27 protein-coding genes, 1 tRNA gene and 1 other RNA gene are annotated in these 19,748 nt (G+C 51.8%); 23 read left to right on the forward strand and 6 right to left on the reverse strand.

The features are described 5' to 3' along the window. Positions 1–24: 24 nt before the first annotated feature. The 5 genes from aroB to K412_RS0117175 all read left to right on the forward strand — a co-directional run bounded on the left by aroB (position 25) and on the right by K412_RS0117175 (position 3,518). Positions 25–1,104 (forward strand): 3-dehydroquinate synthase, encoded by a 1,080-nt coding sequence (gene aroB, locus K412_RS0117155; RefSeq protein WP_024834215.1) that lies wholly within the window; start codon positions 25–27, stop codon positions 1,102–1,104. Positions 1,105–1,278: 174 nt separating this feature from the next. Further along, complete coding sequence (locus tag K412_RS0117160; protein WP_024834216.1) at positions 1,279–1,581, forward strand: DUF5665 domain-containing protein; 303 nt, start codon at positions 1,279–1,281, stop codon at positions 1,579–1,581. A gap of 22 nt (positions 1,582–1,603) precedes the next feature. Beyond that, a complete protein-coding gene (locus K412_RS0117165; RefSeq protein WP_024834217.1) occupies positions 1,604–2,236 on the forward strand; it encodes a TraR/DksA C4-type zinc finger protein in 633 nt (210 codons plus the stop codon). Positions 2,237–2,371: 135 nt separating this feature from the next. Next, a complete protein-coding gene (locus tag K412_RS0117170; protein WP_024834218.1) occupies positions 2,372–3,202 on the forward strand; it encodes a Cof-type HAD-IIB family hydrolase in 831 nt (276 codons plus the stop codon). 241 nt (positions 3,203–3,443) lie between these two features. Further along, positions 3,444–3,518: transfer RNA gene (locus K412_RS0117175), tRNA-Thr, on the forward strand. Between the two features lie 39 nt (positions 3,519–3,557). Here K412_RS0117175 and K412_RS0117180 read toward each other — a convergent pair. Continuing rightward, positions 3,558–4,988 carry a site-specific integrase gene (locus K412_RS0117180; protein ID WP_024834219.1) on the reverse strand — a complete coding sequence of 477 codons (1,431 nt, stop codon included), beginning with the start codon at positions 4,986–4,988 and terminating at the stop codon, positions 3,558–3,560. Next, positions 4,960–5,826 (reverse strand): helix-turn-helix domain-containing protein, encoded by an 867-nt coding sequence (locus K412_RS0117185; RefSeq protein ID WP_081741815.1) that lies wholly within the window; start codon positions 5,824–5,826, stop codon positions 4,960–4,962. Before K412_RS0117185 ends, K412_RS0117180 begins: the two co-directional genes overlap by 29 nt. 16 nt (positions 5,827–5,842) lie before the next feature. Between K412_RS0117185 and K412_RS0117190 the strand changes: the two genes are divergently transcribed. The 16 genes from K412_RS0117190 (at position 5,843) to K412_RS0117255 (ending at position 16,297) form a co-directional block, all read left to right on the forward strand. After that, positions 5,843–6,421: a hypothetical protein gene (locus tag K412_RS0117190; protein WP_024834221.1), complete on the forward strand. Its 579-nt coding sequence runs from the start codon at positions 5,843–5,845 to the stop codon at positions 6,419–6,421. Next, positions 6,420–6,485: hammerhead ribozyme type II (locus tag K412_RS21985), an RNA gene on the forward strand. Before K412_RS0117190 ends, K412_RS21985 begins: the two co-directional genes overlap by 2 nt. 307 nt (positions 6,486–6,792) lie before the next feature. Beyond that, a complete protein-coding gene (locus K412_RS23090; RefSeq protein WP_024834222.1) occupies positions 6,793–7,023 on the forward strand; it encodes a helix-turn-helix transcriptional regulator in 231 nt (76 codons plus the stop codon). Positions 7,024–7,025: 2 nt separating this feature from the next. Then, positions 7,026–7,259 carry a hypothetical protein gene (locus K412_RS0117200; RefSeq protein ID WP_024834223.1) on the forward strand — a complete coding sequence of 78 codons (234 nt, stop codon included), beginning with the start codon at positions 7,026–7,028 and terminating at the stop codon, positions 7,257–7,259. A gap of 44 nt (positions 7,260–7,303) precedes the next feature. Then, entirely contained in the window at positions 7,304–8,242 is a 939-nt protein-coding gene (locus K412_RS21505) for a phage replisome organizer N-terminal domain-containing protein (protein ID WP_024834224.1), read from the forward strand. Continuing rightward, positions 8,148–9,203, forward strand: a complete 1,056-nt coding sequence (locus K412_RS0117210; RefSeq protein WP_242835725.1) for an ATP-binding protein — start codon at positions 8,148–8,150, stop codon at positions 9,201–9,203. The genes K412_RS21505 and K412_RS0117210 overlap by 95 nt, the downstream gene beginning before the upstream one ends. A 320-nt stretch (positions 9,204–9,523) precedes the next feature. Further along, positions 9,524–9,898 carry a hypothetical protein gene (locus K412_RS22400; RefSeq protein ID WP_157833849.1) on the forward strand — a complete coding sequence of 125 codons (375 nt, stop codon included), beginning with the start codon at positions 9,524–9,526 and terminating at the stop codon, positions 9,896–9,898. A 108-nt stretch (positions 9,899–10,006) separates the two neighbouring features. Further along, positions 10,007–10,753: a hypothetical protein gene (locus K412_RS0117220; RefSeq protein ID WP_024834227.1), complete on the forward strand. Its 747-nt coding sequence runs from the start codon at positions 10,007–10,009 to the stop codon at positions 10,751–10,753. Further along, positions 10,753–10,968, forward strand: coding sequence for a hypothetical protein (locus K412_RS0117225; protein WP_024834228.1), 216 nt, complete (start codon positions 10,753–10,755; stop codon positions 10,966–10,968). The genes K412_RS0117220 and K412_RS0117225 overlap by 1 nt, the downstream gene beginning before the upstream one ends. 108 nt (positions 10,969–11,076) lie before the next feature. Then, on the forward strand, positions 11,077–11,706 hold the full coding sequence (locus K412_RS0117230; RefSeq protein WP_024834229.1) for a hypothetical protein: 630 nt from the start codon (positions 11,077–11,079) through the stop codon (positions 11,704–11,706). 170 nt (positions 11,707–11,876) lie between these two features. Continuing rightward, positions 11,877–12,704, forward strand: coding sequence for a hypothetical protein (locus tag K412_RS21070; RefSeq protein WP_024834230.1), 828 nt, complete (start codon positions 11,877–11,879; stop codon positions 12,702–12,704). Positions 12,705–13,063: 359 nt separating this feature from the next. Further along, positions 13,064–13,816, forward strand: a complete 753-nt coding sequence (locus K412_RS22405) for a hypothetical protein (RefSeq protein WP_024834231.1) — start codon at positions 13,064–13,066, stop codon at positions 13,814–13,816. Positions 13,817–13,864: 48 nt separating this feature from the next. Continuing rightward, entirely contained in the window at positions 13,865–14,386 is a 522-nt protein-coding gene (locus K412_RS21080) for a hypothetical protein (RefSeq protein ID WP_034848458.1), read from the forward strand. Between the two features lie 12 nt (positions 14,387–14,398). Beyond that, positions 14,399–14,761 carry a hypothetical protein gene (locus K412_RS21085; protein WP_034848284.1) on the forward strand — a complete coding sequence of 121 codons (363 nt, stop codon included), beginning with the start codon at positions 14,399–14,401 and terminating at the stop codon, positions 14,759–14,761. A gap of 171 nt (positions 14,762–14,932) precedes the next feature. Further along, complete coding sequence (locus K412_RS0117250) at positions 14,933–15,766, forward strand: sigma-70 family RNA polymerase sigma factor (RefSeq protein ID WP_024834232.1); 834 nt, start codon at positions 14,933–14,935, stop codon at positions 15,764–15,766. An 87-nt stretch (positions 15,767–15,853) separates the two neighbouring features. Next, the gene (locus K412_RS0117255; protein ID WP_024834233.1) at positions 15,854–16,297 is read left to right on the forward strand and encodes a hypothetical protein; all 444 of its coding nucleotides are present in this window, start codon (positions 15,854–15,856) and stop codon (positions 16,295–16,297) included. Between the two features lie 248 nt (positions 16,298–16,545). Here K412_RS0117255 and K412_RS0117260 read toward each other — a convergent pair whose 3' ends face one another. Genes K412_RS0117260 through K412_RS23095 form a run of 3 tightly spaced genes read right to left on the reverse strand, consistent with a single transcriptional unit; the run spans position 16,546 to position 18,028 of the window. Next, the gene (locus K412_RS0117260) at positions 16,546–17,145 is read right to left on the reverse strand and encodes a hypothetical protein (protein WP_024834234.1); all 600 of its coding nucleotides are present in this window, start codon (positions 17,143–17,145) and stop codon (positions 16,546–16,548) included. After that, positions 17,142–17,606, reverse strand: coding sequence for a hypothetical protein (locus tag K412_RS21090; protein ID WP_024834235.1), 465 nt, complete (start codon positions 17,604–17,606; stop codon positions 17,142–17,144). The genes K412_RS0117260 and K412_RS21090 overlap by 4 nt, the downstream gene beginning before the upstream one ends. Beyond that, positions 17,606–18,028: a DUF6431 domain-containing protein gene (locus tag K412_RS23095; protein WP_081741817.1), complete on the reverse strand. Its 423-nt coding sequence runs from the start codon at positions 18,026–18,028 to the stop codon at positions 17,606–17,608. The genes K412_RS21090 and K412_RS23095 overlap by 1 nt, the downstream gene beginning before the upstream one ends. Before the next feature lie 181 nt (positions 18,029–18,209). Here K412_RS23095 and K412_RS21995 point away from each other — a divergent pair, with 181 nt between their 5' ends. After that, the gene (locus K412_RS21995) at positions 18,210–18,479 is read left to right on the forward strand and encodes a hypothetical protein (protein WP_054749762.1); all 270 of its coding nucleotides are present in this window, start codon (positions 18,210–18,212) and stop codon (positions 18,477–18,479) included. Positions 18,480–18,756: 277 nt separating this feature from the next. Here K412_RS21995 and K412_RS0117285 read toward each other — a convergent pair whose 3' ends face one another. After that, positions 18,757–18,969: an XRE family transcriptional regulator gene (locus K412_RS0117285; protein ID WP_242835726.1), complete on the reverse strand. Its 213-nt coding sequence runs from the start codon at positions 18,967–18,969 to the stop codon at positions 18,757–18,759. A 204-nt stretch (positions 18,970–19,173) separates the two neighbouring features. Between K412_RS0117285 and K412_RS0117290 the strand changes: the two genes are divergently transcribed. Beyond that, positions 19,174–19,743, forward strand: coding sequence for a hypothetical protein (locus K412_RS0117290; RefSeq protein WP_024834240.1), 570 nt, complete (start codon positions 19,174–19,176; stop codon positions 19,741–19,743). Positions 19,744–19,748 lie beyond the last annotated feature (5 nt).

Below are 19,748 nucleotides of genomic sequence, written 5' to 3' on the forward strand. Positions count from 1 at the left end.
CATATCAGATTTGGGAGACGTATTATGATTAGACATACTATAAATCTAAAGGAAAGAAGTTATCCTATTTGTATTGCAACAGACTTTCAGGAACTTGGTAAAATTGTCCTATCATTCAGACAGGGTAATAAAGCTTTGTTGGTTACCGACGAGAATGTTGATAAACATTATTCAGATGAGTGCATGAAAGTACTTCAAGACAGCGGAATAGATGTTAACAAGTATGTTCTGAAGCCTGGTGAAAGTAATAAGACACTTGAGGCAGTTTATGGTATATATAATAAAATGGTAGAGTGCAAGCTGGACAGAAGTAGTATTGCGCTAGCACTTGGAGGCGGTGTGGTCGGCGATATTGTCGGCTTTGCTGCTGCTACCTATATGAGAGGTATCAACTTTGTACAAATACCTACAACACTGCTGGCTCAGGCAGACAGCAGCGTTGGAGGTAAAACCGGAGTTGATTTCAATGGGCATAAGAACATTGTAGGTGCATTTTATCAGCCTAAAGCTGTGTTTATTAATGTAAATACTATAAAGACACTGCCTAAAAGAGAGATTTCTGCTGGCCTTGCCGAAGTAATCAAACACGGTTTGATTATGGATGAAGAATACTGTGAGTATATTAACTATAACGCTGATATGATTTTTAAATTTGATGAAAATGTATTACAGTATCTTGCTAAAAAGAACTGTTCAATAAAAGGCTATGTTGTTGAACAGGACGAAAAAGAGGACGATTTAAGGGCTGTTCTTAATTTGGGCCATACAATAGGACATGCAATTGAAACAATTGAAAATTTCAGACTGTTGCATGGAGAATGCGTTTCTATTGGAATAGTGGGAGCATACAAAATGGCTAATTACATGGAAATTTTGGGTGAGCAGACTGTTGACCGGGTAAAATCCATTCTTGTAAAACTTGGACTTCCTGTTTCCTTGCCAGGACTAGATGTTGAAAGAGTATACAACCAGATATTTTATGATAAAAAGGTAAAAGATAATAAGTTAAAATTTGTTTTACCACGTAAAATTGGCGAGGTTTTCCAATGCACCATAGAAGATAGCCAACTAGTTAAAAAAGTTCTTTCAGATTTGGCGAAATAGTATTTAAATTTAGAATTAAGCATATTAACCGTTTTAGAATTTTGATAATGCGGTTAATATGCTTTTTTGCTGTTTTAGAAAAATTTCTTACGAATAATTAAAGCTAAACAGAACAACCATAATTATAATGAAAAGTTTTAAAATGTTTTCATGTGGAGGGAGTACTTATAAAATATGGCCAAAGACAATCATTTAATTAGTGAACTGTGCAAAAAAGTTGATAATATGTCTCTTAAAATGGAGAAGATGAAATTCGTAGATTACGTTTATTTTCTTGAACATCCGAGAAAAATGTTATGGGCCAATTTTGTAAGTGGTTTGGCAAGGGGCTTTGGGATAGCAATAGGATTTACTATTCTTGGAGCAATCGCAATATATTTTTTGAATATTATAGTAAAAATAAATCTTCCGTATATCGGACAATTTATAAGTGATATTGTGAAGATTGTGCAAAGCAGCAGTAGAAATGTTAGATGACAAATGACATAGGAGGAATCATATGGACAAAAATCAGCTGTTGCATTTTAAAGATAAGCTTATAACAGAAGAAAAAAGGGCAGATAAAGCATTGGAGCAAATGAGAAATTTGGACGAGGGAGAAATGAGCAATTATACTCCTTCGGAGTTGTCAAATTATGATAATCATCCAGCGGAGTTGGGAAGTGAGCTTTATACAGTTGAAATGAATCTTGCTCTAAAAGTTCATGAACAGACAAAACTTAACGATATAAAGCTTGCACTGAAAAAAATAGATAACGGAACCTATGGTGTTTGTGAAAACTGTAAAAAGGATATTTCTCCTGAGAGATTGGAAATTATGCCAACTGCCAGGTTTTGTATGAAATGTCAGGAGGATAAAGAGGAAGAAGAGATTAATACTCCGGATCAGCAGTATAATGAAATTTTTGATAGTCCCTTTGGCAGAAAGTACTTGAATAAGCAAGAAGATGATGAGTTTGAAGGTCTGGATCAATTTGATGATTTGTTAAAGTACGGAAGTGCCGATACTCCTCAGGATATGTCAGGATATGCTGACTATGAAGAATTTTATACAAATGAAATTGATAATCAGGGATACGTAGAAGAAATAGATAAAATTTCAAACCAACAGTACAAAAATCAACTTCCTTAAAGACCAGCTTCCCACGTGAATCCATCATGTGGGAAGCTGTATGTTAATAGGATATCTTAAATTAGTGTTGATTTTTTACAGATAAAACCATATTATATTTTTAGTCAGGCTAAATTTTAAATTGTGAGAGGTCATATGTTTAACTATAATAAATATCTTATAATAAGCGATTTAGACGGTACTTTAATTAATTCCAAGCATTTTATATCCAAAGAGAATTTAGATGCAATTAGCCATTTTACAAAAAACGGCGGCAGCTTTGCAGTTGCAACAGGACGCACAAAGGATAATATACGTCCCTACATTAAAAATCTGGTTTTAAATGGGCCCTGTATTCTGTATAACGGAGGAGGAATTTTTAGTTTCCAAGAGGAGAGATTTTTGGCTACTGAAATTTTGGACAGAAGTGCAGTTGAGGAATATATCATTTTTTGCATGGATAACTATAAAAATATGGCAGTTGAAATATTCACACCTGAAATGATGTACATAATAACACCTGACCATATACTTGACCCCTATGTTGAGAGCGAAAAACAGGTGTTCAGCAGAACTACCCTTGAAGAAGTCATGAAAATGGATTGGATTAAAGTACTTCTGTATGACAGCCCCGAAACACTTCAAAAAGCACAGATTAAGTTGAAAGATTTTAATTTGCTTGATAAGGTGGATAGTGTTTTTTCACAAGTATTTTATCTTGAGCTTATTAAGAAAGGCATTTCAAAAGGCTCGGCTTTGGAAATATTAAAAAACTCACATCAGTACGGTGATAAAATAATTATTGCAGTTGGTGATTATGACAATGATATTGAAATGATTAGATTAGCCGATGTAGGAATTGCTGTCGGTAATGCCAGAGAATGTGTTAAAGATGCTGCTGATATAGTGACAGTAAGTAATGACGAAAATGCATTGCAGGAAATTATTTATAATATAATACCTTCTCTAGCTAATAAGCAAATCTAGAAAATAATTGAACTGTCAGGAAATTAGTGCTAATATATAGAGTGCAAGAAGAAAAATGCAAGAACGCTGGTATAGCACAGTCGGTAGTGCAGCTGATTCGTAATTAACAGGTCAAAACAATGCGAGAAAGCTGCGAGCCCTTGTAAATACTGGGCTCAATGATAAGCGCTGAGTAGGACATTGGGGCGTCTGGTGCTTGTTTGGTGCTTACTGGGTAGGCTTTGCTTTAATAATTAAATATGCTGGTGTGGCTCAAAGGCAGAGCAGCGGTATCGTAAACCGCAGGTTGTGAGTTCGATTCTCACCACCAGCTCCAGAAAACAACGAGCCCGGACATTGTCGTCCGGGCCTTTTTTTATCCTATTTTCCGTATTTTTCTTCGGCTCTCAGTTGGCTTTTTGGGAGCCTCCTCTTGAACGATGATATCGTTGAACTTATCGAAGGTCTGTGCTGCCCTTGCCTCGGCCGAGACGATAACATGGGCGTAAATATTGGCCGTGGTGCTGGTCTGCGCGTGGCCGAGCTGGTGAGAGACTACGACAAGCGGTACGCCATCCGATATCATAAGGCTGGCATATGTGTGTCGAAGGGAGTGCACTGTCACCTTCGGCAATCCTGTCCGCTTCACGAACTTAGAAAACCACTGGGTTATACTGTCCGGGAACATTGGAGCGCCATCATCAGTAGTAAATATACGTCCATCCTTATCCTTCCATGCGTCCCCTAATGCATCCCTCTGATCATCCTGCCATCTCTTGTACTCCATCAAGAGGAGGAAGGCGCTGCGCGATAGTTTGAGTGGTCGATTGGAGGTCGTGGTCTTTGGCGTGTCCACATACACCCCTTTGCCCGGTAGATAGTTTGAAGTCTGACGGATGATAATGGTCTGCTCCTCAGAGTTCACGTCTTGCCACCGCAGCCCGGCCAGCTCGCCCCTACGGAGCCCAGAGAGTAGGTCAAAGGTCACGATCGTCCTCCACTTGATCGGCTCGTCCTTCAGCAGCTCCAGCAAGCGACGCGCATCCGGCTCGTCAAGATATGCAGCCCGCCGGTTAGCGATCGAAGGAAGATCTGCACGCGCGGCTGGATTGGATTGAATATATCCCCACTTTACCGCACGGAACAGTACGGCCGACAAAACACGGTGAAATGTGTGAATAGTGCCGGCGGCCAGTGGTGTCATGTCCTTTTTGGGAGTGAAAAGCTGGTTTACTTCCATACCCATGACCTCGGCGATGGGCTTCGTGCAGTCTCTGGCAATACTCTCTCCGTTTTTCAGCTTCTTAAATACCCACAAAGAAACGCCCGTCTTTTCAGCCATGGCGGCCATGGTCATGTTGTGCTCCTTCAGCCATTTGGAAAAATCAATTTTTATAGTGGCGAGCTCTCTGGCCCGCATCCCCTCCTCTTGCAGGTTACTGTAAAACGAGGCGATGTGTCCGGGCTTCAGATCCTTGAGCTTAATGTGTCCGATGGCCTGATTGATCACCTCCATCCGCTTCTCATATCCGAAAGCTGTCTTAGCCTTCAAGTTCTGGTATGCGTAGTCCTTCAGAAATTTGTCTGTGAACTCCTTGAGCCTTATGTTTCCGTCGTGCGTTGTGGTGCACTTGACCTGCTCCTCAAATAGAACTTTTTGACGCTCGAGCTCCTTCTCAATCTGGCGGGCTGTCATGCCGGGAGCTGGCGTCCATGTCATGTGCTGCCTGATTTGCTTACCATTAAGATCGTAACCGCATGAGACTGTTATTTTGTAACTATTTCCCCTCTTTGTTACTGTTGCCATTACCTCCACCTCCTCTAACATTTTCAACATGCTCAGTAAATCCACCGGTCAGGGCTTTGCAGATCGCCACCTCGACACGTTGCCGAATAAAGTGAATGTCGTCTCTTGCAACCCTTGTAACGTCAAGGCTGCGCTCGCGGTACTCAGTAAGGAACTGCCCCAGACCCTCCGGCATTTTTGAAAGGCCGAGCATGGCCTCCGTAAGCGACTTAATATCTGCTCCCATGGAACCATAGGGATCACTACGGGAAAAGGCTGGATATTTCTCACGGAGCTCTGCAAAAGACTCGTCCGCATCAGCTATGAGCCCGCCTATCCGTTCGATGATGTCAGCAACTGGCCCGAGGATATTCCGGTCATAATCAACCCGACTCTCACGAGCGATCAGCATGGCGACTTCATCCAATAGCCTGCTGGCGTCGTCTTTTGTGGGCCCTTCCGGCAGATCTGCAACACCGGCGTCATCTGTAAAACCAAGCAGATAGTCAGCTGGAACGTGATAAAATTGGCATAACTTCGCTAATATTTCAGCGTTCGGGATCTTCTCCCCTTTTTCATAATAGCCGATCGAGGAAGCTGCAACACCAACCCCGGCAGCCACCGCCGCTTGTGTATATCGGTTCCGCTCACGCAGAGCAGTCAACCGTCGGGAGAATGAAGCGGCAAAATCATCAGAAACTTTTCTTGCTGGCATACTATCACCTCTTGCTGATATATTACACGAAATGAAACAAAATTGCAATAGATTGTTGACGATAGTATTTCGGTGTGATATAATACGAATAAGTTGTGAAACAACGATATAGAATTTACAAAAAGCCAGCGCGATCATCTTCATAGAAGGGGGCTACACCATGAAACAGATTTTCATTAACGAGACACCAGTGCCAAACATCACGATACATATGACGGAGAGGCGTGATCCATCGAAGATCTGCGAGTTATTCCCGGCTCTCAAATACGAGAAGCCATTTATGCTGGCCAGAGCCGTAAAGCAAGATCCAGAGCGTTACAGGATCGTCTCTGTTGGTGATGTCAAGATCTCCCCCACAAACTTCAGCTATGAATTAAGAGATGACGGCATCCACCTGTTTGTTGCGGCACTCATTGCCGAAATCGGAAAGTTCTCTGATCGTGATTATAATGACTGGGCCGCCTTCAGACGCGAGGCAGCTCTGACGACAGGATTAGAGAGAAAGCAATCAAAGCCATTTTATTACACGGGAGACACGATCGTCATGATCAACAAGGAGGAGCTCCTGAAGGAATGGAGCATGGCAAGCGACCAAACCAAGGCCATAGCCATGATGTTATTGATTTCCAACCGATTGCACGGTCAAGAGAATGAAGCCTTGATGCATCCCGCAGCTGTCAGAACCGGAGCCAAGGTGATAGACTTCCAGATGGCCAGAGCAAGTCAACTCTACATATAGCCGAAACGCCCACGCCGGGCGTCTGCCGGGAATGGCCTCCCGGCACTGATGAAGGCAGGCCCCCGGGGATCGCCCGGGTAGGAATGGCGCGGGAAACTGTGCGACGAGTTCAAAACTCGCACAGGGAACCAAGTCCACCAGCGATCACACCTAAGTGGCAGCGGCCTGAATAAGCCGCTCCCCCGTACCGGTCGACAACCTCACAGGTTACCATAGAATCAACCTTTGAGCCGTCGAGCTGCCGAATACAACCCATAACATGGGTCTATTTGGTAAGCCCGGCGGCTTTTATTGTTGCCCGGGAGCCAAAGCCCGAAACGAACAGAGCCAGACGCTGAGCTGGCATACAGTCAAGGAAAGGAGTATGAACAATGTTAAAAGTCAAATTGGAACACTTCCAGCAGGCCCGTGTTAATCGCGGATGGAGCTGCGTAGACCTTGCAAAGGTTTCAGGCGTGGCCGCCTCAACTATATGCCGACTTGAACGCGGATTTTCAGCAAATCCGGCCACCGCAAAAAGACTGGCTGACGCTCTTGATTGTCCTGTCACCGATCTGTTCGAGCTCCCCAGTAATGTGGAAGCTGCTACGGGGAGGTGTTGAGTATGGCCCGCATGAGATATCCGGAGCAAGCTCTCAAGCTCCTAAAACAAGAAGATCCAGAGACACAGGTAACCCTAAATTTTATCAGATCGCTTTTGACAAGAGATGCGATCCCTTATGTAAAGATCGGCCGACGCCATTTGCTGAATTATGACGCGCTTGTTGAGTACCTGGCCAAGGGCAACACCCAAGAAGAAGCCGCCCCACTCGGAGCAATCCGTCGAGTGAAGGTTTGAGGAGGCGGCACCAATGAAAACAAACAGGGAGGAGGCGCAGACTCATGGCAAAGCGATACTACTGGCTGAGGCTCAAAGAGGATTTTTACGATCAGAAGGAGATCAAGAAGCTGAGAAAAATTGCCGGCGGCGACACATACGTCATCATTTACCAGCGGATCCAGCTTTTAAGCCTCAAGACCGATGGCCTGATATACTTCGACGGCATTGAGGACGACCTCGCCGGAGAGCTGGCCCTTGAGCTGGATGAAAGCGAGGACAATGTCAGGATCACGCTGCAATATATGAGCAGGTTCGGCCTGATCAGAGAAGTCGGCCCCAATAAGTACGAGATCACAACGGTGGCCGGTCTGATAGGCTCAGAGAGCGAAAGCGCTGAGAGAGTAAGGCGTTTCAGAGAGAGGAAGGCAGCGGAATTACAGGGCGAAGCGTTACAAAAAGCGTTACTGGGTAACGGTGAGGCGTTACATGGTAACGAGTCGGTAACGACTTGTAACACAGAGAAGATAAGAGATAGAGAAGAGATAGAGAAAGAGATAGAGACAGAAGATACCCAGCAAGCTGGGGCAGAGCAGTCTCTCTCTCAAAAGCGTGACAGCGTTCCATTTGAGAAAATCAGGCAGCTATTCAATGAGATCTGCGTGAGTTATTCATCAGTAATCAATATCGAGGGCCAAAGGCGCAAAGCCGTGGCAGCTCGCTGGAAAACATACAAGGATCTCGAAACCTTTAGGACATTATTCCAAAAGACCGAAGCCAGCAACTTCTTAAAAGGTCAGAACGACCGGAACTGGAGCGCAGACTTCGACTGGATCATGAGACCGACCAACTTTACCAAAGTGCTCGAGGGCCGGTACGACAGCGATAAACCGAAAGGAGGCACACAATATGGCACTGGAGCCGATCAGCAGCATACTGAACAAAACAGCCGGCAGTCCTTCAACTTTGACGGCTGGCACATTGCAGAGGATGACGAGGAGTGACACCGCCCAACTTGACGAGGACGAACACTACATAATGAGCAACGATCCGCGAGCTGAAGGCATGAACCCGCCGCAGCCCGTCCCATGTGAATACTGTGGGGCCATGAGGTACACCAAGGGCTTCAGCTTCGGCAGTAAAGTCTACTGGTCGCCAGCAGGCCCGGAGCGCTGCACCTGCCCGGAGGCCGTCGCAGCATACGAAAAAGCCGAGGCCGAACGGCTGGCCAAGGAGGAAGCTGAGCGCAGGACTGAGGAGGATCGGAAGCTCAACGAGCGGATCCGCAAGATCATCGGCGAGTCCGGGATGGGTGAACGCTTCCTTCGCCGGACGTTTGACACCTTCCAGATCACCGCAAAGAACCAGAGCGCAGCACGGGCGGCCAAGCGGTACGCCGAGGGATTTGCTGAGCTGCTGCCAAAGCAGGGACAACCAGAGCCCGGACGCAACGGCCTCTTTATAGTGGGCCCGATGGGCACAGGCAAGACTCACCTCGCAGCGGCGATCGCCAACCAGCTCATAAAGCAAGGCACCCCCGTGATCTGCATGACCATGATCGACCTGCTCGAACGTATAAAGCGGACATTTGCCAAGGGAGACGTCGACGAGGGCAGCATACTCAGGTTATACAAGACCGTACCTCTTCTTGTCATCGACGACATGGGCAAAGAGCAGCCGACCGAGTGGGCCGTCTCAACGGTCTATAACATCGTGAACGGCCGGTATGAGGCATACCTGCCGACGATCGTCACCACCAACTACGATAGCAAGGCACTGATCGCCCGGATGACGCCGCAGGCGACCCGGGACAGCGTTACAGCCGAGGCTACGATCGACAGGCTTAACGAGATGTGCCGCGTGATTATTCTGGACGGAGAAAGCTGGAGAGGGATGGCCGGCGGGCCTTCAGGAACGGATCAGTCCAGTAAGCACAACGAAAAGAACGCCCGCCCTGCGGGCTGAAGATAGACGTCTTGCACCAGCCCCACGGCCGGCCGAACATAGAACCATCACACATGAGAGGAGGCTATACCATGGCATTTTATAAGACTTGTCCGATCTGCAACGCTTCGCTGGATCCTCAAGAGTCGTGCGACTGCCGGAACGAACAGCAGGCCAGCCAGAGGACGGCGATCATGGGCACCACGATCCGCTCCCCCAGCCAGACCGCAGTCGTGCGACCCGATCGGAACCGCGGCAACACCGTCGCGCTGGCCCCGGGACGCCGCTTCATGGGTAGATAAACCCGGCAGCCATACATTAAACCGAAGGAGGATGAGACAATGCAGACAAACGACACGGCGCCCAGCCGGACGCCAGCCAAGAAAAAGGAGCGGCCCCAGTATACCGGCGGCCTGATCGTCAAGTGCCGTAAGTGCGGCCTGATCCGGGGCTTTTTCACACACAAGCCCATCGACCATTATCACTGTTTTGAGTGTGGGAAATACACCCCGCTGCCGCCGGAGCTCAGAGCGGTCGAGGTACGCTGTGAGTGCGGCAAATTCTTCAAATACCAGACCAACATCACGGATCCCGCATTTGACGCCACGTGTGTGGAGTGTGGCGCCCCGGTCGCTGTCGGGTATAACGAGAAGCTCGGCCGCTATCTCACCATCATGGACGATTGTTCGGGCGCTGGCCATGACATGAGACCATAAAGCGAGCGCAGACCGACACGGTATCAGCATCCTGCTGGCTGACACCATACCCCATAAGCAGGAACACCATAAAACGGGCACAGCCCACATGAAAGGAAGGTAAACCCCATGACAAACCAGACCATGACCATCAAAACCGCGCAGGAGAAAAAGGCCACGATCCTGAAGCTGCTCGAGGAGCTCAGGGACGGCCTCCGCGATGCCCCGCATGAGGCACTTCAGCAGGCAACCACCAAACACCAAAACGCCGTCCGACGCTACGAGGACGAGAGCAAGGACGCGGCCAGCAGCGCAGCCGACAAGGCGGCCGAGCTCCAGAAGGAGAAGCGGCTGCTCGAGGAGGAAGCTGTCAAGAAGGCCACAGCCCTCGAGAAGCTGGCAGGTAACGAGAAAGAGTACAACAAGCTCGACGACGAGCTGACCACTCTCTACGGGAAGATCAGCAAACTGGAGCGCCGGGCCGCAGCTCTGACGGATGGCACCCTGACCGATCACCACGGGAGCGATGAGGCGTATCAGGCTGTAAGCGATACCTATGAGGATCTGCTGAAAGCCATCGACACCGACAGCGACGCAACTACGGCATACCTCGGCATTTTGGGCGAGATAGCCGACCTCATAACCAAAGACCGGGGCCCCGCTGAGCTCAGGGCGCAGCGCAAGTCCGTACCCGATGCCATAGCCCGGAAGCGAGTGAGCATCGAGGAGCAGCACAACGGCCCGATCGATGTAACCGGCCACCACGCCGGCAGTGATGACGATGCCAAGCTGCGCTTCATGAAGGGCAACATCAGAGGGATCGAGAATACCCCCGCTGGTCGTGCGTTACTGAAGCAGAAAGGAGGAAAAGCATAATGTTGACATACAAAGAGTTCCAGAACCTCACAGATGACGAAAAGCAGGCCGCCCTTCTGGCCATGAAACCCGGGCCCGGCGCTTCTGCCGACGAGCAGGCCCGCTTTGAAATATTCCGGCGCATAGCGCTGGGGCACGAGCTGACCGAGGAGGAAAAGGCTGGTATTGAAGCCGGCGCTCTCTACAACAGCCTAAAGAACCCCGGCAAGCAGTAACAACCCACAGGCCGCCGCCGGATCCGGGAGCGGCACACCTCCCTCCCGGCCGGCGGGCAGGCTACCAAATAACCGGCACCACGCCGGAATGAAAGGAACGAGCAAACCATGGAAAAGCTCATAAATCTAAACAGAGGCCAGACCTTCACCTTCGCCGGGCACGAGTGGATCATTCTTGAAACCTGCCACAGGGCGGCATTGGTACTCATGAAAGACCTCGCCAAGTACAGGGCGTTTGACCGACAGGATCGGGCTGACTGGCGCGACAGCAGCGCCCGCAAATTCTTGAACATCGTATTTCTCGAGGAGCTGGAAATGGCAGCCGGATATCAGGCCAACAGGATCCTGAGCATGGAGGTCGATCTAAAGGCAGCAGATGGCACCTTCAGAGAGAAGTCCGTCGACCGCGTGGCCCTTCTGACGATCGAGCAGTACCGTCGGCACCGCGACATCATCAAGCCGATCGGTACAGTGTGGTGGACGCTGACACGGGAGACTGCTGTGTCGCATGACTACCTCCTTGCCATACGGAGCGATGGTACCATACTCAACCGGGCACTTGCTCATTATAGCCATACTGGCATACGTCCCACACTGCTCCTCGCATCCGACACGCTGGTCGATGTCATCGAGGACAGCACACAAGGAACACCCATAGAGGCGATAGCGGCCACCGAGGCCGATCACATACTACAAAAGGAGACGGCCGACGTCATCGCCGTCGCAGCGGCCCGCTAATAGGCAGGCCAGACCACAGCCCCGGGAGCGGGGCATCCCTCCTCTCTTACTGACGAGAAGGTGACGTGCCTCGGCAGGCAGGCCGACCAGATCAACCGCCCGTGGGCCTTCAACACGAGCGGGAGACTCTGGCCACATTGAGAGAGTGAGAACATCCAAGGAGGTGCAGTATGAAAATAAAGCAAAACATCGGCGGCATCAAGTACGAGCTCGTAATCAAGAGCAAGCTGGAGGCCGCCATCCGAAAGCAGGCACGGGAGATCTCCGAGAAGTTAGAGACTCTCAAGAGTATCGCCACTGGCGGCGCCCCGGATATAATTCTCGAAAAGACAAAGAACTATTTCCGCGGGAAGGTGCCCAAGCAAGCCCTCAAGGCATTTGACGATCTGAAGGGCATCTATGTAGGCGCCGAGAAGGCCGTGCAGAACACGGTGAGCGATACCAAGAGCCGCGGGCCCGGGTGGGTGGCGCAGATAGTGACCGAGGTCTACAACATCAAAAAGACCGAGATAGTCCCCTCAAAGGCGGAGTCAGGCAAGCCCAAGAAGATGGCCGGCACCATCAAAGTCGAGGGCGAGACCATGGAGAACCTGAGCCTCGTCTATACCGGCCGGATGCTGACACCCACCCACTTTGGCATGACACCCAAGAGCCCACCCAAGGGCAAGAAGTACACCCTGAAGCAGCAAGTCCTCAAGGGCAAGACCGAGGTCATCGGTCGGTACTACAATACCAGAACCCCGGGCGGCCCGTTCGCCAAGCGTTCCCACAACATCCTTATGGGGACAGGGAACGCCAAGGAGGGCGGCGTGAATTGGATCCCCTTCCAGCGTATGAGTGAGAGCCGCACCGACCTCAAGAAGTTTACGACGATCGCCATGCCTCAGATGATCACCAGTGAGCGCGTCGCGCCCAAGCTCACCGAGAAGTTAAACGAGGAGATCGGGAAAAGGTTTGACCATAACATGAAGCGGCAGCTCGGAACTAAACCCAAGTAACGTAGCAGAAGGGCCCCACCAGAGCGGCCATCACGCCACGCAGCAAGCCAAGGCCTACACCCAACACCAACGCCGCACTAAAACGATAAAGCAGCCGCAGGAGCGCCTACACGGGCACAGGCGACCGTCCAAGCGCTGGAAGGTACTGTGACACGACCTTTGCCCTTTGTGGTGCTGGCGAGCCCAAGAATCATCAATTTTTTAGGGACAATTTTTTGGGCACTTTGCTTTGTCCCGGATAGGTGTCAGCCTGAAAATACAGCCCACGTAGGCGAGAAATATAACCGTGGAGGGGTAAACCTTCCCACAAAATAAAAAGCAATACAGGCCCTCACAGGGGCTCAGAAAGGAGGTTAACTTTGGAGACTAAGACAAACACACCAACACCGCAAAAGAGGACGATACGCTTCATAGAGTCGACAATTCGCCGTGGCTTCCGGGAGGGGATGCAGATAATCCTCGATCAGGAACGCGAGGAACTGGTCGGCCAGCGTTTCGGGCGCCTCACAGTCGAGAGCGTTATATATTACGACACAAGGCACCGGGCGCGAGTGATCTGCCGCTGCGACTGCGGAGAGGCGGTCAACGTTCAAATGTGCGATCTCAGAGCAAGAGTAAAAAAGTCATGCGGCTGCCTCCTTCGAGATCTGGCCCGCGAGCACGCTATTGACCGCAACACGATACACAATGGCACGGGTACGCGCCTTTTCCGTATATGGACAGGGCTCCGGCAGCGCTGCCATAACCAGAGGAGTAAGGTCTACAAGGACTACGGCGGACGTGGGATCACGGTCTGCTCTGAGTGGGAGATGTTCATCCCCTTTCGAGACTGGGCTTTGGCCAACGGCTACCGGGAGGATCTGTCACTCGACCGGCTGGACAACGACGGCCCATATAGCCCCGGGAACTGCCGGTGGATAACGGCAGCCGAGCAAAACCTCAACAAGCGGAACAACACCCTCGTCGAGTACGAGGGGCAGCTCGTCCCGATCGCCGAGGCGGCCCGGCTCAGTGGCATCAACCACCAGACGATCAGCGATCGGCATAGGCGCGGCATAACCGGCCCCGATCTTTATCGGCCGGTATCCAGTCGCCACAATACCAAGAATTAAGCCAGCAAACACAGCACAGAGCCCACGAGGCTCAGGAAGGAGGCCATCATGTCAGAGAAAACGACATCCAAGCTCGTTGGCAGCTCCACGATTGCCCAGCTTTTCGGGGTGAGCATCCAGTGGGTGCAGACCTTGACCAGAAACGGTGTCATTCATGCCGTCAGCCGGCAGGGCGGGTATAAATACGACCTGCTGCCGACGATCCAGCGGTATATCAAACACCTCACGGAAAAGGCAGAGGGCAAAGCCGCCAAGGTCAACAAGTGGGAGGAGGTGAAGCTCGAAGCCGAGGCAGACCTGAAGCGCAGCAAGGCCGATATGGCCGCCCATGAGTACAGGCAACTCGAGAGCAACCTGATCCCGAGTGAGGTGGTCGCTGCCGGCTTCGATGACCTTATGGGAACGATCAGGCACGAGGCCGAGACTCTCCCTGACGTGATCGCTCCCAAACTCACAGGCATCCACAGCGCGGCTGAAGCCTCTGTTGTCATACAAACTGAAGTATATGCCGCCCTGAACAGGCTCGCCGAGTACAGGTACGAGCCCGACAGGAAAAAGGTGAACGAATAGGAGGAGAAAAAGATGATTAAAGTCAAAGTAGGCAGCGTCGCCCACCGGGTACTCATGGCGCTGCATATCCCATATGAAGCAGTCCCGAGGAACTGGCAAGAGGCGCTGTTCTGCACAGTTATGAGACTCAAGCGCCAGCACCACAATGGGCACGAGCTGGACGATGAGAAAATAGCTCCACTCCTCAAGCTCTTTGAGCAGGCCGTGGCCCGCGGCTGGTCGCAGGCGCCGGCAAATGAGACGCTGGCCTTTATGCTCCGCGCAGAGAACACGCCGGAAGAGGCCGCCCTGCTGATCGAGGCCCTCGCCGAAAAGGGATACATCACGGAGCAGGACTTCCATGAGTTGGTCTGGAGCACCATGCCCACGGCCTGATGCCCACCCACCAGTATGGCGACGCCGACACCGTCGCCCCCTCACTACATAACCGCAGCGCAGCCGCCTCACACGGGCACCGGTCAGACACCTCGGCCAAGGTGCCGACAGGGTGAGCATCACGGCGCGCGCTGCCTTCCTGCTATGCAACGACAGCAGGAGGTGAACATTATGACCAACGAAGAACTGGCCATCAGGATCAAGGCCGGCGAGTGTGAGCTGCTGCCCGAGCTATGGGAGCAGGTGAAATACCTGCTTTTCTTTATACTGCGCCGCATGTTTTTCGGCAGCACCACATACCAAGAGCGAGCTGCTTCGACCGGCGTCACGCTCGAGGATCTGGAACAGGAGTGCTATTTTGCCCTTCTCAACGCCATCGGAGCCTACGATCCAGATACAGGCTTTACGTTTTCGACATACTGCCGACTCTCGATTAAAAGCCAGATGCAAAAAGCCTTAAAAATAAGAATAACAAAGACAAGGGTATGGCAGAGCGGCGACGCGCTCAACAGAGCCGAGAGCATCGACGCCCCCCGGGGAGAGGATGGGGACATAGATCTCGCCGATATGCTCGCGGATCCGGGCTCGCTGCTTCCATATGAGGAGGTCGAGGACGATCTGGAGCGGCAGCGGCTTCACGAGCTGCTCGAGACATGCCTCCGTGAGTTGAAGGACGTCGAGGAGCAGGTGATCCGCAGCAGGTATTACAAGGATATGACGATGGAAGCCGTGGCCGCTGAGCGGTCGCTCTCAAGTGGACGGATCCGGCAGATCGAGACCAAAGCTCTCCGTATGCTCGCTCGGGACAGCCGGCTTCAGGCAGAGCGTCGCGACATCATCGACCAATACGCATACCACGGAAACCTCACCCGCTTTAAGAACTCCGGCAGCAGCTCGGTGGAGATAACCGTGGAGAAGCTGATCATGGCAGAAAAAAAGACCGCCGAAGCAGAGCAGCGGGCCAAGACGAGAAGCAAATGGGCAGACTTGTGGGCTGGGGTATAATGGGCAGAAAAAAGGCAGGCCCGACCGCCCGCCAATTTTCCGCTATGCAACTTAGCCAAATTATACCACAGTGAGGAGGAAATAACAATGGCGAGAACTGAAAACACCCGAGACCCCCGATCCAAGGCCATTCTCAGCAGCTTTTCGGATCTTCTCAGGGATAACGACGTGCAACTCAAAAGGCTGGAGCGATTGATGACGCTCCAAACCCCCACGGCATCCGATCAGATGATAGCGACCCTGTTGGAGCGGACGGTGAAGGAGGGCATGGCCAAGGAAAAAGAAATGCGGGACAAGGTTGAGAAGCTCGTGAACCAGCTCTCTGACCCAACCGAGCGCTATGTTGTGCGCCTCAGATATTTAGATCTGGCACGGTGGGAAGATATTGGCTACGCCCTATTCGGAGGAAACGGCGATTATACAGGCTTTAAAGGCCCATATCTCGCTAAAACCTTCAGGATCCACAGCAACGCCCTTCGGCACCTCGATGCCGTCCTCGACGCGGTCGACCGGGGCACCATAACGATATAGGGAGCCAACCGGCTTCACATCATCGCCCTCTCCGTCATCGGGGAGGGCTTTGTCGCGTTCTACGGCTGAGTAAGGCCAACGGCAGCGGACTGGATGACCTGCACCCTGTCCGGGCCTCTCCTACTCGCTCCAGACAGGCGAAAAAGGCCGGATCCGGCGGCCGTTAGGCAGCTTCGGCACAATGGCGGCGCCGGCGACCAAAAGCGACCAGCACGGAAAAGGGCCCGGATGCCCCGAGCCCGGAGTGGTTATTCGCTGACCACGCTGATCTTGAAGTATATGGTGCCGGTATATGTCCCCGGCACGTTGTCTTTTGTGACGATCGGCTCGAAGGCCAGCCACCCGTATGTATCGGCTGCCGGTCTGTCATTTTTGAACGTGGCGACAACTGCATCCTCTGGCCCGGTCAACACTTCCGAAGGGCGCGTGGAGAAATCTGAGGACGCCCCCCGCTTCAGGACGCACTCCATGCGGCCGTATGTAGTATCACCCTCGCTGTAGTAGAGGTAAAACAGTCCCTCGGGGTATTCGAATGTTCGGGCGGCGTCGATCGAGACGACCAGCCTCTCATTATCCGCAATATAATTGCTCTGCGTCGTGAAAACAATGTCATGCTCATAATTCAGTCCAACGCTCGAGGGTATGTTGACCATATAGGGGCCGGCCAGCGGATCAGACTCACTAGGGGCCGGATCGGGCTCAGCCGGTGGCTCAGGCTCAGCCGACGGCTCGACGGTATAGCTCAGGTCAAGGCTTGCCGAGTCCGCATTTTCGGCCGAGGCCGTTAATGGGAATATGCTGCAAAGCATGACGACAGCAAGGACAAGGGAAAAAGCTCTTTTTTTCATGGCTCTACCTCCAATTTAAATTTTATATCGGCTCCGTTCAGAGGATCCAGATCCTCAAAGTCGTAACAGGCGTAACGCAGCGTCGCGCCTTCGTATGTTCCGGCTGCCAGCGGCCGCTCCAGCTCGAACGACTCCAGCTTCTCGCCTGGGGCCAGCTTCGAGGAGTGATAGATCTCTGAGCCGTCCGGCAGGTACATGGTCAGGACAAAATAGCACTCATTTTTCTCTGGATTGTAGAGTGTGACCTCTTGAGCGGTCTGGCCTGCCTTTATGGTCATGCGGTCAAAGCCGGGGATCGCAATAGAACCCACATCCTGAGCCTGTGCGAGAACCGTCTCCACAGAGGCTGGGGCTGTAATGGCCGTCTGCTGGCCAAGGTGAAAGCCGATAGCACCCGCCCCAGCGATGGCGGCTACGGCGCATAAGGCCGCGGCAGCGATTAAAATATGCTTTTTCTTCATCAGTCTCCTCCTTTACTTTGGTTTACTTCGGTATGTAAAGAGCATACCGCCCCGGCGTCATCGTGGACAGGCGAACCGGGTGGGTGTTTTCCGACACGCCAGCGCCGGATCGTCGAGTCGTCTGCCGGGCAGCTCTCCGATCGGCCGGCCAGCACGTCGTCAATTAGTGCGGCCTCATAATGCTTTTTGGGCTGCATGATGTCCGGGGCCTCAAGGTGGAGCTTGCCGCAGCTCGGGCAGCGGAGACGCCGCAGCAGGAACCAGCGGGCTACCCCGGTACCGTCAATCACATGGCGCCGCCTCGTATCATACCCGGAGAGCAGCAGGCCGCAGTCCGGGCACAAGGGCGCCTTCTGGCCACGGAGTCGATAAGCGCCGCGGGGCTCGTCGTATTCGATGGTGTACTGGGTAGCGATGATCATGGTCTACCTCCTCTCTCCTCGAGTGACGTCGATATTGACGCCATCACACTCGGATCGGAGGCCGAACCGACTCACCAGCCGGAGGATGGAAGGCACAGATCACCCACCCGGTACGCCTTCACTACCGGCCGGCCGCCGCGGTACTATGGACTCAAACATCGAAGCAGAGGGGGACGAGCACATGGAGTACGGCAGGCTGGTGGCCACAAGGGGGGTGGCCGATGAAATGGAGAGCGATCCGATGTTCGCCCGGGAGATCTCGGCTGCCTTCGATCGATACCAGCGGAACGACTGGGGCGACCTCTGCCCCGAGGACAGTGAGCAGAACGATCAGGCGGTCAAGGTCGGCGAGAGGGTGCTGGCCGCATACCCGACCAGTAGAGGCACAATCTGGATCATCACCGAATGGGATCGGAGCGTCACGACGATCCTATTCCCGAGCGAATACTGATGGGGAGGCTGGAGCTCACGGCTCCGGGCTCCGACCTGTTGGCGCCAACAAGACGGTAAATAAAGCAGAACCCGCCCGAGGAGAAGCCCCGGACGGGCCTTTTGTGTTCTGGATGCTTCAGTTCTCTGGACATCCGTCTGACATCGGCAGGACGTCCGCACGACGTCCAGCGTACGCAGCAGCAAGATGAAAAAAGAGCGGGGCCCCAGTGTGGGGTGCCCGCCCTCTTGTTATGATTACTATGGGAGTCGGTTGAAGCGACGCCCTTCTGCGCTTCCTATATTTTAGTACCATCTGGAAATTCAAACGCCGCAGAATACACAGCCCCCAACGCTTTGGCGATATTTTCAAGCTCAGAAGTAGAGAATTTATCTGTTTTCATCCGTTGGTTAAACGCCTGCGGCGTCGTTCCGATCTCTTTAGCCAGCCATGCCTCGCTTTTCCCTTTGTATGCAATGGCCATCTTGATTTTTTGTGCATTCGTCATCATTATCACCTCTGTCTACAGTATAGGCTATATTTATCCATGCGTCAAGGAAATTCTGTATATTATAAACCAACCATTGATAATATACAGGATAACCTTTAAGAATAACCTTGACATTATAAAGGAAAACCTTTATAATCATACTCAAGAGGACAGCAAATCAAGTGCGTCGACCACATGGCCGGCCGAAACGAAAGGAGCAATACCATGGAAAAACACGAATTTGACAAGCTGGTCGGTATAACCACCGCCCCCGAGTGCTATGAGCGCATCGAGTATGTTTACATGAATAGCGAATTTTTCAGCAACAAGCAGCAGATCGCTGACTTCTACAAGGCGCACGACATGGCAGGCATTGAGCGGATTTACAAGGGGATCATCACCCATAAGGAAGCTATGGAGAAGCTTGAAAACGAAGTCGCTACCCTGAAGGCCGAGCTCGCTGCCATTCAAAAGCCGGCAACTCCCGCGGAAATGTCCGACGAGTTCATCACCGATCTCGCCATTTTCTCCAAGGGCTATGTCGAAAACATCCGAGCCGCATTAGTTCAAAATGCTGGCAACATAGTCAAAGACGCCACTCTCGTCCGCTTGCTGCACGAATACAGCACACGCACGCAAGAGGAACAGGCAGAGTACGAAAAAGCGGTTAAAGACTCAGTCCGGCACGGCTTCGAGTTCAGGCCATCAAACAACTGCCTAACACACGCCAGCAGCTACCGCGACGTGATCGGCGACCTACTGAGGCCGTACTGGGAAGGGATGGCCGCGCGATAAGGCCA

Source organism: Ruminiclostridium josui JCM 17888, assembly GCF_000526495.1.
GTDB lineage: Bacteria > Bacillota > Clostridia > Acetivibrionales > DSM-1351 > Ruminiclostridium > Ruminiclostridium josui.

Coding starts and splice junctions, on each gene's coding strand:
- aroB (WP_024834215.1), top strand. CDS start 25: ATGATTAGACATACTATAAATCTAAAGGAAAGAAGTTATCCTATTTGT.
- K412_RS0117160 (WP_024834216.1), top strand. CDS start 1,279: ATGGCCAAAGACAATCATTTAATTAGTGAACTGTGCAAAAAAGTTGAT.
- K412_RS0117165 (WP_024834217.1), top strand. CDS start 1,604: ATGGACAAAAATCAGCTGTTGCATTTTAAAGATAAGCTTATAACAGAA.
- K412_RS0117170 (WP_024834218.1), top strand. CDS start 2,372: ATGTTTAACTATAATAAATATCTTATAATAAGCGATTTAGACGGTACT.
- K412_RS0117180 (WP_024834219.1), bottom strand. CDS start 4,988: ATGGCAACAGTAACAAAGAGGGGAAATAGTTACAAAATAACAGTCTCA.
- K412_RS0117185 (WP_081741815.1), bottom strand. CDS start 5,826: ATGAAGATGATCGCGCTGGCTTTTTGTAAATTCTATATCGTTGTTTCA.
- K412_RS0117190 (WP_024834221.1), top strand. CDS start 5,843: ATGAAACAGATTTTCATTAACGAGACACCAGTGCCAAACATCACGATA.
- K412_RS23090 (WP_024834222.1), top strand. CDS start 6,793: ATGTTAAAAGTCAAATTGGAACACTTCCAGCAGGCCCGTGTTAATCGC.
- K412_RS0117200 (WP_024834223.1), top strand. CDS start 7,026: ATGGCCCGCATGAGATATCCGGAGCAAGCTCTCAAGCTCCTAAAACAA.
- K412_RS21505 (WP_024834224.1), top strand. CDS start 7,304: ATGGCAAAGCGATACTACTGGCTGAGGCTCAAAGAGGATTTTTACGAT.
- K412_RS0117210 (WP_242835725.1), top strand. CDS start 8,148: ATGGCACTGGAGCCGATCAGCAGCATACTGAACAAAACAGCCGGCAGT.
- K412_RS22400 (WP_157833849.1), top strand. CDS start 9,524: ATGCAGACAAACGACACGGCGCCCAGCCGGACGCCAGCCAAGAAAAAG.
- K412_RS0117220 (WP_024834227.1), top strand. CDS start 10,007: ATGACAAACCAGACCATGACCATCAAAACCGCGCAGGAGAAAAAGGCC.
- K412_RS0117225 (WP_024834228.1), top strand. CDS start 10,753: ATGTTGACATACAAAGAGTTCCAGAACCTCACAGATGACGAAAAGCAG.
- K412_RS0117230 (WP_024834229.1), top strand. CDS start 11,077: ATGGAAAAGCTCATAAATCTAAACAGAGGCCAGACCTTCACCTTCGCC.
- K412_RS21070 (WP_024834230.1), top strand. CDS start 11,877: ATGAAAATAAAGCAAAACATCGGCGGCATCAAGTACGAGCTCGTAATC.
- K412_RS21080 (WP_034848458.1), top strand. CDS start 13,865: ATGTCAGAGAAAACGACATCCAAGCTCGTTGGCAGCTCCACGATTGCC.
- K412_RS21085 (WP_034848284.1), top strand. CDS start 14,399: ATGATTAAAGTCAAAGTAGGCAGCGTCGCCCACCGGGTACTCATGGCG.
- K412_RS0117250 (WP_024834232.1), top strand. CDS start 14,933: ATGACCAACGAAGAACTGGCCATCAGGATCAAGGCCGGCGAGTGTGAG.
- K412_RS0117255 (WP_024834233.1), top strand. CDS start 15,854: ATGGCGAGAACTGAAAACACCCGAGACCCCCGATCCAAGGCCATTCTC.
- K412_RS0117260 (WP_024834234.1), bottom strand. CDS start 17,145: ATGAAAAAAAGAGCTTTTTCCCTTGTCCTTGCTGTCGTCATGCTTTGC.
- K412_RS21090 (WP_024834235.1), bottom strand. CDS start 17,606: ATGAAGAAAAAGCATATTTTAATCGCTGCCGCGGCCTTATGCGCCGTA.
- K412_RS23095 (WP_081741817.1), bottom strand. CDS start 18,028: ATGATCATCGCTACCCAGTACACCATCGAATACGACGAGCCCCGCGGC.
- K412_RS21995 (WP_054749762.1), top strand. CDS start 18,210: ATGGAGTACGGCAGGCTGGTGGCCACAAGGGGGGTGGCCGATGAAATG.
- K412_RS0117285 (WP_242835726.1), bottom strand. CDS start 18,969: ATGATGACGAATGCACAAAAAATCAAGATGGCCATTGCATACAAAGGG.
- K412_RS0117290 (WP_024834240.1), top strand. CDS start 19,174: ATGGAAAAACACGAATTTGACAAGCTGGTCGGTATAACCACCGCCCCC.